Origin of the sequence: Kaistella rhinocerotis (assembly GCF_030243905.1) — a bacterium.
GTDB classification, from domain to species: Bacteria; Bacteroidota; Bacteroidia; order Flavobacteriales; family Weeksellaceae; genus Kaistella; species Kaistella rhinocerotis.
This window is the reverse complement of sequence record NZ_JASSYY010000002.1, coordinates 129,190-149,972: the sequence shown is the minus strand read 5'-3', so window position 1 is coordinate 149,972 and position 20,783 is coordinate 129,190. Positions and strand designations below refer to the sequence as shown.

The following is a 20,783-nucleotide window of genomic DNA, read 5'->3' as shown; positions in this document are numbered from 1 at the left end:
TACTTGCTTTAATATAATTTAAATATTATAAAATTTAATAATTATTCAAACAATTTTCCATTTACTCAATAGATAAAGTTTGGTATGTTAAAGAATTTTAACATATTTGCGAAAATAATATTAAATAGTGTTAATATGAATGTGAAAATTAAAGTACTTAGCATCGCTGTTGTGTTTTTTGCTGGTCAAACGCTCTCCGCACAACAAGATACTGCAAAAGTGCAGAACATCGACGAGGTGATCGTAGTGGGTTACGGTACGCAGCGAAAAAGTGAGGTTACCGGAGCGATTTCGTCAATCAAAGCGTCGGATATCGCTTCGATCGCCGCGCCGAGTTTTGAACAGCAGCTTGCAGGTAGAGCTGCGGGTGTATCAGTTTCTACGCCTACTGGCGTTTTAGGTGAAGCTCCACGAATCCGAATCAGAGGTGTTGCATCCATCACAAATGGGGTAAGTCCCTTGATTATTGTAGACGGTGTTCCTATCTGGTCTGGTGATATTGGTGGACAAACGGCTACGAACGGTTTGGGTGAAATAAATCCCAATGACATTGAATCGTACGAAATCCTTAAAGACGGTGCGGCAACAGCGATCTACGGTTCGCGTGCCTCCAACGGAGTGATCCTGATCACGACCAAAAAGGGCCGTGGCGGTAAATTCAACCTAAACTTCAGTAATTATGCGGGGTATGCAAGTCCTGCTGGTTACTATGATTTGCTTCAAACACCTGACTTCATCACGATTTCAAACGAAAAGAGAGCAAATACAACAACTGCGGCAACACAAACTCCTATCGCGTTCGGGACAGAGTTCAATACTGATTGGCAAAAAGCGGTACTTCGCTCAGCGGCATTCCAGACAGATAACGTATTGTCTGCTTCCGGTTCTTTAGGGAAGTCTAATTACTATACGTCGATTGGTTACTCAAACCAGGAGGGTGTTACCAAGCCGAATGCGATGAAGCGTTTCACAGGACGTGCGAATATCGACCATCAGGCTTTCGACTGGTTAAAGATCGGAACCAATTTAAGTTTTACAAAAACACAGTACGAAGGGCTTAACACAGGTACTTCATCACTTTCGGGTAATATTTTCAACGCGATCCGTCAGTTACCGAATACACCGGTGTACAATCCTGCGCATCCTACAGGATATAATATTGATCTTATAGATCCACGTGTGGTGGGCAGATGGCAGAATACGATGTTAGCGGGTGATAACATTACCAACATCATGTACACCATCGATAATAACAAATATGGATCAGATGTGAACAGATTCATCGGATCGGTATTTACAGATATCCGTCTGTTTCCTTTCCTAAACTACAGACTTCAGGCGAGTGTAGACCAGTCTCAGACCAAAGGCTACGTTTACTGGAATCCGGTGCACGGTGATGGTCAGGGATCAAACGGATTTATCCGAAATGATTTCTCTGACCTTCTGAGAAATAACGTTCAAAACATCCTGACATTTGACAAGACATTTGGTGAAAACCACAATGTAACACTTGTAGGTGTGAATGAGATTCAGAAGCAAAAGGTCCAGAGTTTCTTCGGTGGGGGAACCAATTTGTCTAACGTGTATTTCGGCAGCGGTGTAATAAGCGGCTCAATCGGTACGCTACAGGCCGGTGGTGGTATCACCGAGAACGGTTTTGTATCACTTGCAGGACGTTTGAACTATAATTTTGCGCAAAAATACTTCCTTCAGGCATCAATCCGTAGAGACGGTCTTTCTTCTCTTCCATATGCAAACAAGTACGGTAACTTCCCGGGAGTTTCAGCAGGATGGACAGTTTCAAAAGAAAACTTCATGCAGGGTATCGCTGATGTAGTTAATGACTTAAAACTTCGCGCATCGTGGGCTAAGGTAGGAAACACAGACATCGGAAACTACCCTTATCTGGGAACTTTCAGTAACCTGAAATATGCGGATTATAACGGTATTGCTTACTCGCAAATCGGTAACGACGAACTTCGTTGGGAAAGTACCAAGAAAATTGACGCAGGTCTTGATCTTGGGATGTTCAACAACAAACTGCGTTTTACATTCGATTATTATGAGAACCAAATCGATGATATCATCCTTGGAGCACCGCTGGACAGTGGTTTGGGTATTCCTGGTAACCTTATCTACAAGAATATCGGTACCATGGTGAACAAAGGACTTGAGTTTTCTGCAGATTACACCGTTTTCAACACCGAAGATTTCGGTCTCGATCTGAACGCAAACATTACTACGCTCGAAAACGAAGTTCTTTCACTGGCCAATAACAATGCAGACATGATTGGTCTTAATAACATCAACCGTGTAGGCGAATCTATCAACTCTATCTGGGGCTTTAAATACTGGGGTGTGAACCCAGCAAACGGAAACCCGGTGTATTATAAAGCAGATGGCAGCCTTGTACAGGGTGTTGTAGGCGGAAACCGATATGCAGTTTTCAACCAGTCAAACCCTGGCGATGTTTCTCAGGCGGCTACTTTAAGCACTTCTGCAGACAAGATGATCCTGGGACAAAGTTTACCTAAATACTTTGGAGCCACAAGTTTACGTTTAAGATATAAAGATTTTGATCTGGGCACTACCGTAAGGTTTGCAGGCGGTAACAAAATCTTTAACTCTACCAGAAGAGAGATGATGAACCTGAACTTTACAAACAACTCCAGCGAAATCCTGGGCAGATGGCAAAGCCCGACAAATCCGGGAGACGGATGGACGCCAAGGCTGTTCTTTGGTGACAACACATTCACCAACCAGTCGAGCAACGCTACCTCAAGATTTTTGGAGGATGGAGATTATGTGAAATTCGATCTTATCTCACTGGGCTACACTTTACCAAGAACTGTGGTTGAGCAGGTGGGTATCAAGAGCATGCGAATCTATGTTCAGGCCCAGAATGCATTCATCATTACCAAATACACAGGTCTGGATCCGGAGATGGAAACAAATGGTGTAGACCTTAATGCAACGCCTCGCCAGCGTGTATTTACTATGGGCTTTAATATTTCACTATAAATATTTAAATAAAAATGAAAAAGAATATAATTAAAAAACTGGGATTGGTGCTATCCCTATCAGCGGTCGCTTTTGCCGGGACATCTTGTTCACGGGATGAGATTATAGACCTGAAGCCATTTAACAGCATCGATGAGAACTTGGCATTTTCTACGGCAGCTAACGTAGACCTGGCGGTAATGGGAGTGTACAACGCGGCTCAGAACGGATTTTACTATACAGCTCCCGGTGCGGCCAACACGCCGCGCGGATATGCCTTCGGTTCGGCCTATACCGTGCAGGGTGATATGCGTGGAGAGGATATGGTGAATACCGCCACATTCTATCAGTTGACTTACACTGCGACCTATGATCCAGGTACGGCAAACAACGTTCACCACTATGAAAACCTTTATGCACTGATCAACAAGGCGAATATTGTACTTGAAGGGGCTGCGAAAGCTGCAGAAGGCGGCGTAATTACAACAGCTGTAAAGGATGGGTACGCAGGTGAGATGTATTTCTTCCGTGCATTGGCGCATCTTGAGTTGCTTAAGCACTTTGCAAGACCATACAATTTCACTACCGGAGCAACACATCCAGGTGTTCCCTATAGAGATTTCGCAATCACTTCTCCAGCGACTATTGATCAGGCTTTAGCCGTAGGTCGTGGAACCGTTGCAGAAGCTTATGCAAAGATTATTACGGATCTGAACAATGCGGAAAGTATGATGCCGAGTAAGACGACGCGTACGGGTAACATGAAGATCACAAGAGCGTCTAAGGAAGCTGCAGCGGCACTAAAAGTGCGGGTGTATCTTAACATGCGTGACTGGAACAAAGTGCTTACTGAAGGAGCTAAACTTGCTGCCGGGTATGCGTTAGGCGCGCCATCAGCTCCGTTCACCAGCAATTATGGCAACACAGAGTCTATTTTCTCCATTGAAAACTCGGCAGTTACAAACCCTGGTGTAAATGCGGCGTTAGCTTCTATGTATAATAACCGTTCACTGGTTTGTATCAGCCCCATTATTTGGAGAAATCCGCGCTGGACAGCTACCGACAAGCGTCGCGAAGAAGGTACTATGGTGAGAACCGCAGCGTCAGGTGTGAAATTTTCAAACAAATACAAAGATATCACGAACCTCACCGATGCAACCCCTATCCTGAGATATGCTGAGGTAGTGCTGAGTATGGCGGAGGCAAATGCCCGTCTCGGAAATCTGCCTATGGCTCTTACACAGCTGAACCAGGTAAGAAACCGCGCACTAGCTGCACCGGCAACTGAAGCGTATACTGCGGCCTCGTTCGCTAATGCTACCGAAATGGTAGATGCGATCATCACTGAAAGACGTATTGAGTTTTTGGGCGAAGGTATGAGATGGAATGATATTCACAGATTACTGTACGACGATTTGGTGCCAATGCCAGGAATCCCGGCTAAAGTAGCTAACGCAATGCCTACTGCAGCTATGTTTACTCTGGGTACGCCATATACAGGACCTTACGGTGTGGCGATGATACCGAAGGAAGACTTCAGAGTGCTGTGGCCATTCCCATTAAGCTCCACTACCAACAATCCTATTTTGCAGGCAGAGCAAAACCCTGGATGGTAACATCCTTTGAATGAAAACTTCATTCAGTTAATTTTTCGTTAATCCGTCCTTTTTTCGCAAAAGGGACGGATTTTTTTTAAAAAAGCAAATTCGTAAGAAAAACGATAAGTTTTTTGGTGGCTTTTTATTTTAAAGGCAAGAAAATAATTAAAATTTAATCTAATTCGCAGCTTGTGGCTCACGCTGAAATGTTAAATTATAAAAAAATCAAAATTTTAGTTAATGTAAGGATTTTAGAAATTTAACAGAAGTAATCCAAAAAAGGTTTTCAATTATTTATAATGAGGCATTAATCACGCTTAACCATTGTAAAATCAAAAACGAATAAATATCCTGAGTATTGGAGCGGTTTGTTAATGTTAAATATAATTAACATATTTGCGTTCAATTTAAAAAAAATGTGTTAAGATGAATGTGAAATTAAAAGCACTCGGAGCAGGTGTTATCTTCTTTTTAGGAGGAGGAATGGCATATGCTCAGACTGACTCAACAAGAACTGTTGAAGTAGATGAGGTGGTGATTGTTGGTTATACCGCAGTGAAAAAAGAAGATTACACTGGATCGGTTTCCAAAGTTGGCAGTGAGAACATTGCTAAGAAAAATGTATCGAACGTTGCACAGGCGCTGACTGGTGAAGCTGCTGGTGTACGTGTTATTACTACTTCCGGACAGCCGGGTTCTGAGCCTTCTATCAGAATTAGAGGTTTCGGATCGGTAAGTGGAAACAGAGAGCCGCTTTATGTTTTAGACGGAATTCCGTTTGCAGGTAACGTATCTGCGATCAACCCAGACGACATCGAAAACATGACTGTTCTTAAAGACGCTACTGCAACCGCAATTTATGGTTCCAGAGGTGCGAACGGTGTTGTATTGATTCAGACTAAAAAAGGTAGAGCCGGTAGAGATGTAGTAACAATCGACACTAGAATTGGTTTCAATGCACCTTTAATCCCGCGTTACGATGTGATCCGCAGCCCGGAACAATACATCGGACTTTCATGGGAAGCACTTTACAACCAGGGAAGACTAAGCGGAAGTGCAGATCCTGTAGCTTATGCTAATGCAAGACTTTTCTCTACGGCGGGTGTAAGAACTCAATATAATATGTGGAATGCTACGGCAGCACAGTTGATTGATCCTGCTACACATCAGGTAAGAGAAGGTGTTACAAGAAAATATAACCCGGAAGACTGGAGAGACTATGGTTTCCAGACCTCTATGAGATCTGAGACCAACTTCAGCATCAGCGGTGGTGAAGGAAAGACTACTTATTATACCGGTATCGGTTATCTGAAAGATGAAGGTTATACCATCAACTCTAAGTATGAGCGTTACAGCGGACGTTTGAACATCGCACACCAGGCTAAATCTTGGTTGAAAGGTGAGTTCAACATGGGTTATGCTTTCTCTGATACAGACAGAAACGGCCAGACTGAAGACAGTGGGAGTATCTTCTGGTTCGTAGATAACATTCCTTCTATCTATCCATTGTTCCTTAGAAATGCTCAGGGTGGCTTCGTAAATGATCCATATTATGGTGGATACCAGTACGATTATGGTAACGGTAGAGGTTTCGGTGCACTTACTAACTCTATTGCGGACGCAACGTACAACCTGGATAACAGAAAGAAGCACGAAATGAACGCGAACTTCTTCCTGAAAGCTGACATTACCAAAGACCTGAGCTTCGAAACAAGAATCGGTGGTCAGTATTACAACAACTCCAGAAACGACTACAGCAACCCTTACTACGGTAGCTCTGCTTCCCAGTTCGGATCACTTTATAAAGTTCGTACAGAATTATTTTCATACAACTTCCTTCAGTTGCTTCGTTACATGAAGAAGTTTGGAGATCATAACGTACAAGCTTTTGCTGCACATGAAACAACTGACTGGAAATACAACTACATGTCAGTTTCTAAATATGGTTTGGTAATTCCTGATGGTGGCGAATTCAACAACGCAATCAACCAGAACCCGGCATATTCTTACCTTTACAACTATGCGCTTGAAAGTTTCTTTGGTCAGGCAATGTATGATTTCCAAGGTAAATATTTGCTTTCTGCAAGTGTGAGAAGAGACGGTACTTCACGATTCCTTAATGACAAATGGGATACTTTCTATTCCGTAGGTCTTGGATGGGTTGTAAACAAAGAAGCTTTCATGCAGGACAGCAACGTTTTCAACAGACTTAAACTTAAGGCCAGCTACGGTACTGTAGGTGATCAGGCAGGTGTAGGTTACTACCCTGGGTACAATGTGTACAACCCTGGTAACTTTATGGATCTTCCGGCTGCGGCTTTTGACAGAATCGGATACCCAGAACTTACATGGGAAAAATCTAAAGTGTTTGATGCGGGTGCAGAATTCACCTTATTCAAAAACAGAATTATTGAAGGTTCTGTAGATTATTTCCACAAAACTACAGACGCGCTTATCTTTGATTCAAGACTTGCACCTTCTACAGGTAACGCAATCCTGAAAGTAAACGACGGTCTTTTGGTGAACCAGGGTGTTGAATTTACATTGACAGGTCACGTAATTAATAAAGACGATTTCTATTTAGATCTTTCTGTGAACGGTGAATGGCTTGATAACAAGCTTACCAGAATGCCAATTGATCCTTCTACGCAGCAGCCAAAGATTATTGATGTAGCTGAAGTTGGCTTCGGTAGATCAGTAGGTCACTCACTTTATGATTTCTATATGAGAGAATGGGCTGGCGTGAACCCTGCAACGGGTGCAGCCATGTGGAACGTAAGCTATACGGATAACAACGGTAACGGAAAATTCGATTCTGGTGAGCAGATCGCGTCACTTGCTGAGTTTTTAGCCGCTAATCCTGGAGCTACAGTGTTGGAAGCAACTACAGAAAACTACACACAAGCAACTCAGAAATATGTGGGTAAATCAGCTATTCCTGACCTTAGAGGTGCGTTCTCTGTAAATGCAGGTTACAAAGCGGTTTCACTATCTGCTCAGTTCCTGTATGGTATCGGTGGATACGCTTATGACGGCGCTTACGCAGCATTGATGCACAACAGTGTCGTAGGTAACAACAACTGGCACCAGGATATCATGCAAAGATGGCAGAACCCAGGTGACATCACAGATGTACCAAGACTTACCAGCAACCGTACTGGAGATACTAACTATAACAGTATGTCAACAAGGTTCCTCACAAAGTCTGATTATCTTGTGTTGAATAATGTGAGACTGGCTTACACAATGCCAAACAAATATTTTGCAGGTCTTGGACTTAACGGTCTTACTATTTCACTTACGGGAGATAACTTGTGGATCCAAACTAAGAGACAAGGTTTCAACCCTACAACATCTGAAACCGGGAACAGTAACACTTACAGATATTCACCTCTTTCTACCATTACGTTTGGTGTAAAGACAAACTTCTAAATTTTTAATTAACAAATGAAAAAGCTACTTATATTAGGTTCCATGATGGGACTACTCTTCACTACTACTTCTTGTAGAGATGAGTTTTTGGAAAGCGAGCCGACGGAAACGTTGGCAAATCCGCCAGCTCAGGCGAAACTGAACGGTCTTTACCTGATGATGGTAAATACCGGAACAGGAGGTACTACGGGTCATGATGATTACGGTCAGAAAGGTTACGACCTCACTGCAGACCTTTTGTCGGGTGATATGGTACTGAGCGGTGTAACTTATGGATGGTACCGAAACATTGCCAACCTTACAGCGACTACTGACTTTACTAATAACTCCAACTACATGCCGTGGAGATATTACTACAGAATTGCATACGCTGCAAACGATGTAATCGCGGGATTGGGTGGAAACGATTTCGTTCCTGCTACAGCCAGCGATAAAGCATCAATGGGTCAGGCAAAAGCGATACGGGCCTATGCATACTTCTACCTTACTCAGTATTTCACTACCAAATATGATCCGGCATCACCTGCAATTCCACTTTATACGGATACTGGTGTAGCAGCGAAGCCTAAAGCTTTACAGTCTGAGATCTACGCACAGATCGTGAAGGACCTTTCTGAGGCAGTAACTTTGCTGAACGGTTTCAGCCGTGCAAACAAAGGGATGATCAATCAGGATGTGGCTAAAGGTTTGTTGGCATACACATATGCTGCAATGGGAGATAACGCGAAAGCAGCTACTCTTTCATTAGAATTAATTGCTAAGTTCCCTAAAACTACTGCAGGTGACCTTGTATTTGACGAAGCTAGTGCTACAGGGGGCGGATTCAATAGCCTGGCGACTCCAAGTTGGATGTGGGGCTTCGACCTTACACTGGCAAACGATCTTGACTTGATCAGCTGGTGGGGTCAGTTAGATATTACCACGTACTCTTACTCTTGGGTTGGTGATGCTAAATCTATTGACTTAGATCTTTACAGTGCAATGCGTGCAGATGATATCCGAAGAAACCAGTTCAGATCTGTAAATGAAACTGCCAGCGGATTCACTACGGCTCCTGCTGATGCTGCGGGTACATTTGATTATCCTGCTGTTCCTGTGAATAAATTCTTTGATCCTGCGCGTACAATCGGTGGTCAGCGTATCGTGATCACAGACTACCTTTACATGCGTGTTGATGAGTTCCACCTTCTTGCGGCTGAGACCCTTGCGAAGTCTGGAAACGAAGCTCAGGCAAGAACAGTACTTAGCTCTTTCTTAGCTAACAGAGTCGCGGATACATCTTACATTTCCGGTCTTTCTGGTACAGCTCTATTGAATGAGATTTATCTGCAAACCAGAATCGAATTGTGGGGTGAAGGTAAGAGCTACCTGGCTATGAAGAGAAACAAGGCAACGGTGAAGAGAGGTCCGAACCACTTGTTCTTTGCAGGCCAGAGTTTCAACTCTGATGATGATAGACTGACGTATGATATACCTCAGGCAGAAATCAACAACAATCCGAACTTCTAATAGTTTAGACGTTGTAATTTATAAAAGTGCTTCACCCGTTTGGGTGGAGCATTTTTTATTTAAAATTTAAGTAATTCGTCGAGATCAAAGCTTCAGTTCCGTTCACGAAAACGTGTAAAATCGGGCGCTAACGGGTATCGTTGCCATTTTGGAAAAGAAATGGGTATTACGTCACACATTCCGTACCAGAACAAAAAAAAGATTGCAATTTCCTAAAAATTGTTTTGGCTATGTTAATATAAATTAACATATTTGCCTATTAAAATATTAAAATGTGTTAATATGAATGTAAAATTACGAGTTTTAAGTATCGGCGTGCTTTTCTTTGCAGGACACGCATTGAATGCGCAGCGGGCAAACAGAGATACTGCAACTAAAACTAAAGAAATTCAGGAGGTAGTACTGATCGGGGGGATCAAGCTGGATCCGGCTCAGAAAGTGGGCGCATATAATGTAGTTTCCAAGGCTAATTTTGAAAGCACACCATTTTCATCGGTGGATGAAGTATTGAACGGCCGTGTGGCCGGGCTCAACTTCTCTTCAGCCAGTGGTGATCCGGGATCATCAAATATGGTAACCATCCGTGGGGTAAGTTCTCTTCTTGGTACGCCAAACCCACTATACGTAATCGATGGTGTAATTGTAGGGAAGGGATCAGATAACGCTTCCTTGATGGAATCGTGGAACCCGCTTTCCGCGATCGACCCGAATGCTATTGAAAATGTGTCAGTGCTGAAAGACGCTTCGGCTACTGCACTTTACGGCTCACGCGGTGCGAACGGTGTGATTCTGATTACCACTAAAAAAGGAAAGTATAACCAAAAGACACGTTTTGAATTCTCTACTGAGACCGGAACACAGGACCGCGCCTTCGACAAGATGGAACTGATGTCTTCTGACGAATACATTAAATATGGTGGAATCTTGATGTGGAACAGTCAGGACCTTCTGGGCCAAACCTTTTCTACACTGCAGGAGGCTACAAATTTTTTCCTCTCAGAACCTACCTATGAGGGTAATTATGACGGGACCACCAATACAGATTGGGTAAAGGCCGTAAACAGAACTTCATCTGTAGTAAACACTTACAACTTTTCTGCATCAGGTGGTGGCGAGAATACCTCTTTCCGTATCGGTGGAACGTATTATAACAATAGCCCACTGATCAAAACCTCAAACTTTGACAGAATAAGTGTAAATACGGCTGTAGATCACAAAGCATCTGATAAACTGAAATTTGGGGTAAACCTCAATTATTCAAATATCAAAAGACAAACCTATTTCGGTGGACGTGCATCGGCAAACCCGGTTACATCATCGATCATGATTTCTCCACTGAGACCTATTTATCTTGAGAACGGTGACTACAATCAGGATCTGGGTGAAGGCTCACCAACACCAGGTTTCAACCCGGTTTCTATCCTGGATGAGACCAGCCAGAAATCTACGATCAACACCATCATCGGTTCAGCGAATATGGATTATCAGTTCATCAAGAATTTCTATTTCAATTCCCTGTACGGTATGCAGGCACAGTTCATGACGGAAAGACAAAACGTTCTTGCGGGGCATCCTGTGTATACGATCATGACGGATACTCAAGGTTTCCTTGGTGATTTCCGCACTACAATTTTCGACTGGAACTGGTCGAATACATTAGGTTACCGAAATATCTTCAATGGACGTCACAATGTTCAGGCATTCCTCGGAATGGAGTATCAGGATCATACCTATAACAACTTCCAGGCGATTACTTTCACGCAGAACGATCCCAGACCTTATTTTGGTTTCTCTGATGAGCAGTTTGCCTCAAACACAGACCAGCAGTGGAGACAGATTTCGTATTTCGGAAGACTTAATTATACTTTAGACAGTAAGTATACGATTTCAGGGCAGCTTCGCCGTGACGGTAACTCCACTTTGGGTGAAAACAAATGGGGTAGTTTCTGGTCTTTAGGTGGCTCCTGGAATGTGATGAATGAATCTTTCATGCCTGATGCTTTCTCGTCACTGACGCTTCGTGCAAGCTACGGTGTCCTGGGTAATATTCCTTACGCAGACCAGTGGTACAGCCAGTACAACCAGTACGCGACACTTGTTTATGATTCCAACATCGGTTGGGGACCATACGGTGGTAATGGATTTATCGCTTCGGCGGGTAACCGTAACCTGAGCTGGGAAGAATCTGCGCATCTTGATGTAGGTGCAGATTTCGGAATTCTGAATGAAAGGCTCAAATTTACCTTAGATTATTACGACAAACTGACGGATAAGGCAATCTTCCGCTCCTATCCGGCGGTGGAAACAGGTGGTCCTACTTTCTTCTATGACAATGTTGGCGCCATCAGAAACCGCGGTTTTGAAGTGGTAGTGGATGCAGTACCGGTACGGACTGAAAACTTCAGCTGGAACATCAATGCGAATGGATCTTACGGAAAATCAAGAATCGAAAAACTGAACGTTGATCTGGTAACATTTGAAGGAGAAACATCTGATGGAAGTAATGAACTTGTAGCTTTTGCTCCGGGCAAACTTTTCGGTGAATATTACACATGGCTTTGGGCAGGTGTAGCGCAAACCGATGATGCAGCCAATGGTATTTCTGCGGGTGACGGTATTTGGTATACTGATGGTTCACGCACCACTGTAACAAATGACAAGGCACAAGCGGAGAAGGTATGGATGGGTAAAAATGCATTCCCAACTTATAACGTTGGTCTTACAAACTCATTCGACTACAAAAACTTTACTTTGAGTTTTATGCTTTCAGGGCAGTTTGATTTCTACGTGCAGAATGGTGTTCACTCTTACACAATCCACGACGGACGTTTTGCGACCAGAAACCAGATTACCGATGCGCTTTATAATAGCTGGACTGATGCGCCGGGAGCTGAAAATTTCAGTGCAGACAACCCGAAAGCGGTGATCACTAACCCAAGAAGTTCAAGACTTGAATCTTCGCGATTCCTGAACAAAGGTGATCATATCAGACTTAAAGAAGCCAGAATTGCATATTCTTTCGGCGATACATTCAAGGATGCTACCGGCATAAACAACCTGACTATCTATGCAAGAGGGACAAACCTGCTTACATACGTATTTGATAAAGATTTGAACTATGATCCGGAATCAACTTCCAACTCATGGTCAGCACTTGGAAAAGGCAGATATTGGTACGCCTCTCCAGTGGTTCGTACCGTTTCATTCGGAATTCAAATCGGTTTTTAATGACTAAATTTAATATAACAATGAAAAAATATTTAATAATATTATCCTCAGCGCTGGTCTTTTTCACGAGCAACTCCTGCAGCAACCGTGATCTGGAATTGCTTCCGCCCGACCAGGACAGCTTAAACGAGATCAATACACCCACCAAACTTCAGCAACTTCTGAACGGTGCTTACCTTTCAATTTCCTCAGCTAATGCCCTTGGTGCCGAAGCTACAATGTTTGCCGATATTTTGGGTGACAAATTCTTCGTTTCGAACTCGAACTCATCTTACACTACAACCTATACTTACAACTACAGTGCGACCGTAAATGATTTTAAGTTTTACGGAACTTTGTATGACATGATCACCAAATGTAATTTCGTGATTCAGTCTTCGGTCCCTGAAGATGAAGAGGTAATCCGCATGAAAGCAGAAGCTAAGATTTTGCGCGGTATGGCTTACTTCATTTTGGTGAACTATTACTCACCTACACCTTCATCTGGTGTGAATCAGGAGTATGGTGTGCCGTTGGTGACGGATGTGTATGATGTTACCATTCAGCCGGCACGTGCAACGGTTGCTGAAGTTTATGACAGAATCATTCAAGACCTTACCGAAGGTGCGCAAAACGCTGAAGCTACACCGCAGTCTAAAGTATTACTAGGAAAAGATGCAGCCAAACTGTTACTTTCAAGAGTATACATTACGCGCCGTGCAGCGGGAGATGCCCAAAAGGCTGTAGATCTTGCAACACAGGTAATTGATTCCGCGCCTGCAGGTTCATTCGGACTTGGAACGAATTCGATCAGTGCCTACACAAGCTATTTTGCAGGTAATGATGATACTGCTTCAGAAGAGCAGCCGGAAACTATTTGGGAACTTGATTTCAACCAGGTGACTAACAGAGCTAATGGTATTGGTTCAAACGTTTCGCTTCCAGTGTTTTATAGCCGTCAGGATTCACGTAGAAGTATGCTGATCAACCAGTCGTTTTACAGCAGTTTCGCAGCTACAGATATCCGTCGAGGTTCACTTACCACTGGTTTGATTTCAAACACAGGACCTACAACGCCGAATACAGACAGCCCGAAAGGTTACTGGATGAACAAATATCCAAGACTTACCTCTGAAGGAAATTACGTAAGAGACGTGAAAATTCTGCGTTATTCAGAAGCATACTTGAACAGAATCGAAGGTTTGTACTTAGCCGGTCAGAATGCGCAGGCGCTTACAGAACTTAACGCATTTGCAGCTTCAAGAAACGGATCGCTTTATACAGGTGCCGACCTTTTGAATGATATCCTGACTGAAAGAGCTAAGGAGCTCTATGGTGAGGGACATCGCTTCTTCGATCTTAAGAGACACAATCTGCCTGTCGTAAGACCATCGAACTGTACGATTAACTGTACGATCCCGGCCGGTGATAAACTGTTTGTCTTCCCTATTCCGCAAGGCGCGCTGAACAGCAACGCTAACCTAAAACAGTATCCTGGTTACAACTAAGATTTTTCTTAAAACTTACCCCGCCACCCGGCGGGGTTTTTATTTGCCCATATTTCTTACATTTGTCTCACAAAAATAAATAATGAGGATTCTCCTTCTCTGTATATTCTTTTTATCACTGTCTCTTAGCGCCCAGGTGCTCAATAAAACCGATTCTAACCGTGTAAAACCCAAAGACACACTTGTCATCGATTCGGGTCGAAAAGATTCGCTGCAGATTTTTAAACCCACTATTTACGATTATACTTTCCGGACACAGTTCAGCGAAAAGAAGATTTTCGATACCGCATTCACGCCTGAAAAAACCTTTGTTTTTACGCAGTACAACAACCGCGATAATTTCGGACGTATTCAGTTTGCAAACATCGGCTCGGGTTTTCAGCCTTTGATTTTTGAAGTAAATACCGAGCAGAATCTCTCACTTTTACCTACAAATAAGTCGTTTATCATCCAGGGGATAAAAGACATCAGATATTATGATGTGAAAACGCCCACCACTTCGTTTATCTATCACAACTCGGTGAGTAGCGGTGCTGCCCTACAAACTACGTACACGCAAAATATTGGTAAAAACTTCAATTTTGCCCTCGAATATATGGGCTTGCGTTCGCTCGGGCTTTATCAAGAGAATCTTGCGGCGAACAACAACGTGATTTTCTCCGGACATTATGTTTCGAAGAATAACAAATACGATGCTTTCGCGCATTTCGTTCATCAAAATGTCAACAACCAGGAGAATGGCGGTGTAGCAGATATCGGCTTGTTTTTGGGCGATAACTCGAATTTTGACAACCGCATCAATTTACCGGTAAACCTTACCGGCGCAGATTCGCGTTTTTCTTACCGCCGCTATTATCTTAGTCATCAGTTCCGGCCGTTTGCATCGGAAAAATTTCCGTTCAAGATTCGGCATACGCTATACCATCAGGGCAACAAATATTATTTCATACAGGCTTTGCCGCAGGATTTTTATTTTGATGACATTTCAGAACTCATAGATTATCCGCTTTCTTCGAAAAAGTATTCGAAAAACCTGAGTAACACCGTGAGTATTATTTTCGATAAGGAAAATATCAAGCTCGACGCGGGAGTCCGTCACCAAAGCATTAAACTCGGTATCGGCGAGGCATTACCAGCATCCCTGAACATTCCGCAGGAACTTTCAGAAAACCGTTTGGGCGCGGTGGGCAATCTCCAGATCAATTTGTGGAATAAAGTTGCACTTAATTCAAACCTTGAGATTTCTACCGGAACAGAATTTGGCAGTTATCTGCGCTCTCAGAACCTGCTGAAATTCGAGCCTGTCGCGGGTTATTTTGTAGATGCGAAAGTGAATTTCCAAACTGCCTCCCCAACATTTAATCTGTTGATGAACCCTTCTGTTTACCGCAGGTTTAATTATTTCCTTGAAAATCCAGTCAATGAAACGATTACCGAAATTGGCGGTTCGGTAAACTTGAAATGGTTTAAAAGTTCGGTATTTGCCAACTATTTCATGATTAACAATTATACGTATCTGGATGCTGCAGCACAATCTCAGCAAAGTAATTCAGCTTTGAATATTTCGCAGATCGGCGGTGAAGCGATATTCAGTTACGGGAAATTTCATTTGAATCCGCGTGTGCATTTCCAGACGGCGCTCAGCAATCAGGATTTGCTTCCGATGCCTAAATTTATTGGTCGCGCAAACCTTTACTGGCAGTCTAAAGCGTTTAAAGATGCAGCTGAGATTCAAACGGGAATTAAGGCTTATTACTTCAGCAAGTTCGCCTCGCGGGAATATTCGCCGGTGCTGAACGAATTTATTCTTCCAAACTCATCATCGTATTCTATAGGCGGCCAACCGATTGTGGATGTGTATTTTAATTTGAAAGTGAAGCGAATGTTTTTCTTCATCGAGGCCCAGCACCTGAATACGACCATTCAGAAAAACCGGTCATTTGCAGCGCCTTATTATCCGGTCTCAGATTTCAGGCTGAATCTCGGGATCGTCTGGTATTTATTTAGCTAATTATTAATATTGAGACGCTGCGTATTGATTTAGAAATAAATGGATCCGGGCAAAAAATTTAACCAAACAGTTTTGAAAAGTATCACCTCCATACCATTTCAGGATATTGAAAGCATTCCGACTTTGATAAAAGATTATCTGGATCAAAAAATTTCTGGGTTTGAGGATGATCTCTTTAGCGATCAAAACTTCGCGAAAAAATTTGAGGCTAAAAAGCAAAGATTCACCGACGCTCAAAGAGAAATTTTAGCTAATACTTTAAAATCTCAAACGAAAGGTTTAAATCTAAGTGATAATCAGCAGCTAAATCTTAAAAAACTTTCCCTCAACAACACATTTACGGTGACCACCGGGCACCAGTTAAATCTTTTTACCGGGCCGGTTTTTTTTGTTTATAAAATTTTGCAGACGATAAAAACGGCAGATTATTTAAACAAAAAATTTCCAGGTCAATATACAGTCCCGATTTTCTGGATGGCCTCCGAAGATCACGATTTTGCTGAGATCAACCACTTCCGTACGCCTGAAAACTACTTTGAAGTACGTGCAAACGCCGGCGGACCTGTGGGCGAAATCGAGATTGAAGATGATCATTTCATCTCAGAATTCGAAAGTGAATTTAAAAATTCGGTGTTCGGGACAGAACTCTTTCTGATGATGCAGCGCGCTTACAAAAAGGGACATACCCTCGCTCAGGCAACACGGATTTTGGTTCACGAGCTGTTTGCAGAGTATGGCCTGTTGATCCTTGACGGAAATGATGTGCGGCTGAAGGAACAGATGAAAGAAATATTCAAAGGTGAAATATTGACCAGAGCACTTTTTGAGTCGACAAAGCCGGCCGTACAGGAGCTGGAGACGCGTTACGGCAATGTGCAGGTGAATCCGCGGGAGATCAATCTGTTCTATTTGAACAACACAAGAAACCGCATTGAAGCTGACGGTGACAATTTCCGTATTGTCGATACTGAAATCACTTTTACAAAAGAGGAACTTCTGCAGGAATTAGAGAATCATCCTGAAAAATTCAGTCCGAATGCGCTTTTACGGCCAGTTTACCAGGAAACCGTGTTGCCAAATGTGGCGTACGTCGGAGGTAATGCCGAAATAATGTACTGGCTTGAACTTAAAGACTATTTCACAGCGCTTGAACTCCCGTTTCCAATCCTCATTCCGCGAAATTCAATCGTACAGATTCAGGAAAAAACGCTCGGCAAAATCGACAGGCTTGACCTCAAAATAGATGATTTTTATAAAAATTTTGCGAATGTTACGCGGGATTTACTACTCTCGGATAATGAAATCCTGAAATATTTAGATATTAGCGAAAGCCAGCTCCAAAAGCATTTTAACGAACTTGGTTCCATCTCCGCACTTACAGACAAAAGTTTCCAAAATCTAGTGGATGCCGAAAAAACCAGGCAACTGAAATCTTTCGTACGGATGCGGAAACGTTTGCTTCGCGCAGAGAAAATAAAGCAAAACGAAAAACTTCAGCAGCTCAACGATTTATTTATGGCTGTGCATCCGGGCGGCGTCTGGCAGGAGCGTGTCCTGAATTTTTCGGTGTTTTTTGCAGACCATGGCAAGACGTGGCTTCAAACTTGTTATGAGGTGATCAACGTAGATAAACCGGTGCTTTCGGTCATCTCCATTTAATTTTAATGCGTTATTTTTGTACTTATTATCCTAAGAAATGATCAGAAAAATTATTGCTCTGTCCGCATTTACCGCTGCCCTCGCTTTGGGCGCGCAGAATATACATACCGTTGTGAAGGGTGATAACGCCTACAATATTTCCAAAAAATACGGCATCAGCACCGCAGAGCTGTACCGGATGAATCCTAAAGTTCAGGACGGTAAAATAAGCATCGGTGAAGTGTTGGTTGTGGGTAAATCTACCGGTTCCAAGCCAGCAGCGCAATCTGCACAACTTGGCAAGATCATTATTCAGCCTAAACAGACCATTTACGGTCTTACCAAACAATATAAAATTTCAGAAGCAGACCTACGTGCACTGAACCCAAATCTGGATTCAAACATGAAAATAGGGTCTGAAGTGACTTTACCCCTTGCCGCTATCAGCAGTTATGGTGGAAATCAGGTGATTGCAGCGCAGAATTCATCAGTTGAAACACCTGCTGTGGCTGAAAAGACAGTAAATTCGGACGCAAATGACACCTACATGGTTCAGCCAAAGGATAATTATTACAAGCTTACGCGTAAATTCAGTCTTACACAAAAAGAACTGTTTGCGATGAATCCGGGTCTTGAAGAAAAAGGTCTCCGTCCGGGTGAAACGATAATCGTACAGGGAAACACCAGTTCGCCAGCGCCGGCGAAATCGGCAACGGAAAAAATTGAAACCGACACACCTGCACCGAATACTTACACTACAACTTCCACAGCTGATGACTATGTGACTTATACCGTGCAAAGCGGTGACACCGTTTTTGGTATTCTAAATAAATTCGGGATCGGTCTTGATGAGTTGCTGACGCTGAATCCGAACCTTTCGTCAGGTTTGAAGGCGGGAATGGTCTTAAAAATCAAAAAATTAGACGCCGGGTACGTAAAGAAATCGGGAGATGCACTGAATGTAGTGATCATGCTGCCATTTGGCTTTGATACCAACGATTCTAAATTCCGCACACTTTCGCTGGATTTTCTTTCCGGTGCCAAACTCGCGATTGAGCGCAGTGCCGCCAGCGGACAAAAGCTGGATGTGAAAATCATCGATGCCGGCAACGAGGCAAGCTTTAAAAATTCTTTGACGCAGATAAATTCTGATAATACAGACCTGATCATCGGGCCGTTCTTTAAGTCAAATGTTCTGCAGGTACTCGATTATGTGAAAACGCAGAAAATTCCTGTTGTTGCACCATTTGCAAATAGCGATGATCTGTTGAAATTTGAAAATCTGATTCTTATTGAAACAAACCAATCGGTATTTGCAGACCGCATCGTGAAAGAGGTGAAGGACGTTTACTCAGACCAAAAGATCTACATCGTAGCTGATGATGACAAATCGAATGCAAATTACCTTAAGACAAACCTTGAAAAAACGCTGAAGAACGCCAATATTGTCATTGTGAACTCTGGCGCAGAGATCGAGCCCGATAAAAACATGATGACAGGTCAGTCTGCACCGGTAATCGCTATTTTGGCAAGTGACCGCGATGCAGATGGGGACGCGTTTGCAAACAGAATGATGGCTTTGTCTAAAGAAATCAGCGGTATCAAAGCGTTCAGCATGTACTATTCGCCAATCTTTGAGCGCAAAGTAGACGAGTTGAGCCAGGTGAACCTTGTTTATCTGATGGACCGCAAAGTAGATTCTGAAGGCAGGTTTGAAAAAGAAATTCTGGAAGCTTACAAGAGCAAATATTGCAAAACGCCACCGAAATATTCAATCATCGGGTTTGATATCGTAAATGATATGCTGAGCCGTGAGAATAAAAAGGGAGAGATCTTTAAGCAAATGAACAAGGTTCAAACGCAGCTTGCGACAAAATTTGAATTTGAAAAAATCCGCAACGGTGCCTATGTGAACAAAGGTTACCGTGTTGTGAGACTGTTGTCCAACTAAGCGAAGGCGATTTAAAATAAAAACAATATAACCGCACTATTCTAATTCTATATGAAAGCACTTGTATTTCCTGGACAGGGATCACAATTTGTGGGCATGGGTAAGGAACTGTATGATTCCCGGAAAGACATCAAAGACCTCATGGACTCCGCAAATGATATCCTCGGTTTCGATATCATTTCTACTATGTTTAAAGGATCTGAAGAGGATCTGAAAAAAACCGAAGTTACACAACCTTCAATTTTCATCCATTCTGTAGCGGCGCTGAAAGCCGTGAATGGACTTGGAGCCGCAATGGTTGCCGGCCATTCATTAGGCGAATTCTCCGCATTGGTAGCCAACGGTGTTTTATCTTTTGAAGATGGTCTTAAACTCGTTTCTGCGCGCGCAAAGGCTATGCAGTCCGCTTGTGATGCGAATCCAAGCTCGATGGCTGCTATTTTGGGCTTAGCCGATGAAAAGGTGGAAGAGATTTGTGAAAGCATTGATGGTATCGTAGTTCCCGCTAACTATAACTGCCCCGGCCAGCTTGTGATTTCCGGTGAAACGTCCGCAGTGGAAAAAGCCTGTGAAAAAATGAAAGAAGCGGGTGCAAAACGTGCACTCTTGCTGTCTGTCAACGGTGCCTTTCATTCACCGCTGATGCAGCCGGCGCAGGAGCAGCTTGCAGCAGCCATTGAAGCCACACGTTTCCGCAATGCCACGATCCCGGTTTACCAGAATATCACGACAACAGCTGTGACCGAGCCTGAGGAAATCAAGCAAAATCTCATCAGCCAGCTTACTGGTCCGGTAAAGTGGACACAATCTGTACAAAACATGATCAAAGACGGCGCTACGACTTTTATCGAAGTGGGTCCCGGAAAAACCCTTCAGGGATTGATCAGGAAAATTAACAGCGAAGTGGAAGTCTCAGCCGCGATCTAGCG

At 43.1% G+C, this 20,783-nt stretch carries 10 protein-coding genes; all 10 read left to right on the top strand.

The genetic code is table 11. The features are described from left to right. The first annotated feature begins 135 nt into the window (after positions 1–135). The 10 genes from QEP06_RS05870 (at position 136) to fabD (ending at position 20,781) form a co-directional block, all read left to right on the top strand. A complete protein-coding gene (locus QEP06_RS05870) occupies positions 136–3,021 on the top strand; it encodes a SusC/RagA family TonB-linked outer membrane protein (RefSeq protein ID WP_285269476.1) in 2,886 nt (961 codons plus the stop codon). 14 nt (positions 3,022–3,035) lie between these two features. Then, a complete protein-coding gene (locus tag QEP06_RS05865) occupies positions 3,036–4,616 on the top strand; it encodes a RagB/SusD family nutrient uptake outer membrane protein (RefSeq protein WP_285269475.1) in 1,581 nt (526 codons plus the stop codon). 408 nt (positions 4,617–5,024) lie between these two features. Beyond that, positions 5,025–8,030 carry a SusC/RagA family TonB-linked outer membrane protein gene (locus tag QEP06_RS05860; RefSeq protein WP_285269474.1) on the top strand — a complete coding sequence of 1,002 codons (3,006 nt, stop codon included), beginning with the start codon at positions 5,025–5,027 and terminating at the stop codon, positions 8,028–8,030. Positions 8,031–8,045: 15 nt separating this feature from the next. Further along, positions 8,046–9,539: a RagB/SusD family nutrient uptake outer membrane protein gene (locus QEP06_RS05855; protein ID WP_285269473.1), complete on the top strand. Its 1,494-nt coding sequence runs from the start codon at positions 8,046–8,048 to the stop codon at positions 9,537–9,539. A gap of 282 nt (positions 9,540–9,821) precedes the next feature. Further along, positions 9,822–12,767: a SusC/RagA family TonB-linked outer membrane protein gene (locus QEP06_RS05850; RefSeq protein WP_285269472.1), complete on the top strand. Its 2,946-nt coding sequence runs from the start codon at positions 9,822–9,824 to the stop codon at positions 12,765–12,767. Between the two features lie 20 nt (positions 12,768–12,787). Further along, positions 12,788–14,254 carry a RagB/SusD family nutrient uptake outer membrane protein gene (locus QEP06_RS05845; protein ID WP_285269471.1) on the top strand — a complete coding sequence of 489 codons (1,467 nt, stop codon included), beginning with the start codon at positions 12,788–12,790 and terminating at the stop codon, positions 14,252–14,254. Between the two features lie 82 nt (positions 14,255–14,336). Next, on the top strand, positions 14,337–16,265 hold the full coding sequence (locus tag QEP06_RS05840; RefSeq protein ID WP_285269470.1) for a putative porin: 1,929 nt from the start codon (positions 14,337–14,339) through the stop codon (positions 16,263–16,265). Between the two features lie 72 nt (positions 16,266–16,337). Next, the gene (gene bshC / locus QEP06_RS05835; RefSeq protein ID WP_285269469.1) at positions 16,338–17,924 is read left to right on the top strand and encodes a bacillithiol biosynthesis cysteine-adding enzyme BshC; all 1,587 of its coding nucleotides are present in this window, start codon (positions 16,338–16,340) and stop codon (positions 17,922–17,924) included. Positions 17,925–17,961: 37 nt separating this feature from the next. Then, complete coding sequence (locus QEP06_RS05830) at positions 17,962–19,854, top strand: LysM peptidoglycan-binding domain-containing protein (protein WP_285269468.1); 1,893 nt, start codon at positions 17,962–17,964, stop codon at positions 19,852–19,854. Positions 19,855–19,905: 51 nt separating this feature from the next. Then, positions 19,906–20,781: an ACP S-malonyltransferase gene (gene fabD, locus QEP06_RS05825; protein ID WP_285269467.1), complete on the top strand. Its 876-nt coding sequence runs from the start codon at positions 19,906–19,908 to the stop codon at positions 20,779–20,781. Positions 20,782–20,783 lie beyond the last annotated feature (2 nt).

Excerpts from the sequence above, each read along its gene's own strand:
- QEP06_RS05870 (WP_285269476.1), top strand. The coding sequence starts at position 136 with ATGAATGTGAAAATTAAAGTACTTAGCATCGCTGTTGTGTTTTTTGCT.
- QEP06_RS05860 (WP_285269474.1), top strand. The coding sequence starts at position 5,025 with ATGAATGTGAAATTAAAAGCACTCGGAGCAGGTGTTATCTTCTTTTTA.
- QEP06_RS05830 (WP_285269468.1), top strand. The coding sequence starts at position 17,962 with ATGATCAGAAAAATTATTGCTCTGTCCGCATTTACCGCTGCCCTCGCT.
- fabD (WP_285269467.1), top strand. The coding sequence starts at position 19,906 with ATGAAAGCACTTGTATTTCCTGGACAGGGATCACAATTTGTGGGCATG.
- QEP06_RS05845 (WP_285269471.1), top strand. The coding sequence starts at position 12,788 with ATGAAAAAATATTTAATAATATTATCCTCAGCGCTGGTCTTTTTCACG.
- QEP06_RS05855 (WP_285269473.1), top strand. The coding sequence starts at position 8,046 with ATGAAAAAGCTACTTATATTAGGTTCCATGATGGGACTACTCTTCACT.
- QEP06_RS05865 (WP_285269475.1), top strand. The coding sequence starts at position 3,036 with ATGAAAAAGAATATAATTAAAAAACTGGGATTGGTGCTATCCCTATCA.
- QEP06_RS05850 (WP_285269472.1), top strand. The coding sequence starts at position 9,822 with ATGAATGTAAAATTACGAGTTTTAAGTATCGGCGTGCTTTTCTTTGCA.
- QEP06_RS05840 (WP_285269470.1), top strand. The coding sequence starts at position 14,337 with ATGAGGATTCTCCTTCTCTGTATATTCTTTTTATCACTGTCTCTTAGC.